This is a genomic window from Bradyrhizobium sp. (assembly GCF_016462955.1).
Classification (GTDB): Bacteria; Pseudomonadota; Alphaproteobacteria; order Rhizobiales; family Xanthobacteraceae; genus Bradyrhizobium.
This window is the reverse complement of the sequence record NZ_JAEMSD010000841.1, coordinates 800-1,762: the sequence shown is the minus strand read 5'-3', so window position 1 is coordinate 1,762 and position 963 is coordinate 800. Positions and strand designations below refer to the sequence as shown.

Here is a 963-nt window from a genome sequence, read left to right as displayed (position 1 = left end):
CCCTCTTTCCCTACCGGTCCGCTTCGACGCGCATGATCCGCGCGCCGACGGATATACGCGACAGATCGAGCTTCATCGCGAACGCGTCGTGCTGCGCCGTGCCGTGCGCGGCATGAGGATGGCGATCAACGTGCGTGTCGCCGACTTCACCGGCGTCGCCTTGCGCGGCGGCGACGAAGCGCAGACGCTCGTGCTCGTGCATCGCGATCCCTCGCTCTCCGTCCCGCTGCTGGTCGGAGCCGATGCCGACGAAATCGCGCAGGCCTGGGCGATCTGGAGCGAGATCTTCGCGCTGCCGCAGCTCGACGAAGGCGCGCGCAAGCCCGCGCCGCGCCGCCGCCGCGCCAATGCGATCCGCGCCCGCCGCCCGAAATTTTTGATGCGCCGCCGTGTCGCCATGGCGCGCGAGCTGCCGGTCCACCAGGGCGAACGCGAGATCATCGCGCGGAATTAAGCGGCCATCACGCGTGCCGTAGGGTGGGCAAAGCGAAGCGTGCCCACTTTATTTTATCAATCATTGAGAGATGGCGGGCACGGCGCAAGAGCGCCTTTGCCCACCCTACGCGAACTACGAATTACGCCGTCCGCATCACGGCATCCACCAGCAATCCCGCAAACAGCAGCAAACCTGCATCACGGTTCGACTTGAACAGGCGCAGGCACAATTCGGGATTCTCGATCCGCAAGCGTGCGATCTGCCAGGCCAGATGCCCGGCGAAGGCGGCAAGGCCGAGCCAGGCCGGCCAGCGCGCATCGGCCGAGGCAAGCGCGACGCCGATCAGCATCACCGCGAGCCCGTAGAACAGGACCAGCGCCTGGTGCGTGTGAGCACCGAACAGGCGCGCGGTGGACCTGATGCCGATCAGGGCGTCGTCCTCGGCGTCCTGATGCGCGTAGATCGTGTCGTAGCCGATCACCCAGGAAATCGCACCGGCATAGAGCACGAGCGCGGTGATATCGATG

The 963-nt window shown here is 66.1% G+C and carries 2 protein-coding genes; one reads left to right on the top strand and one right to left on the bottom strand.

What is annotated here, in order from left to right:
* The coding region (locus JHD07_RS39060) for a DUF6101 family protein (RefSeq protein ID WP_291631914.1) at positions 1 to 454 on the top strand (454 nt) is incomplete at its 5' end.
* 121 nt (positions 455 to 575) lie between these two features.
* On the opposite strand, the gene JHD07_RS39055 is transcribed toward JHD07_RS39060, so the two are convergent.
* On the bottom strand, positions 576 to 963 hold a 388-nt coding region (locus JHD07_RS39055; RefSeq protein ID WP_291631912.1), incomplete at its 5' end, for a UbiA family prenyltransferase.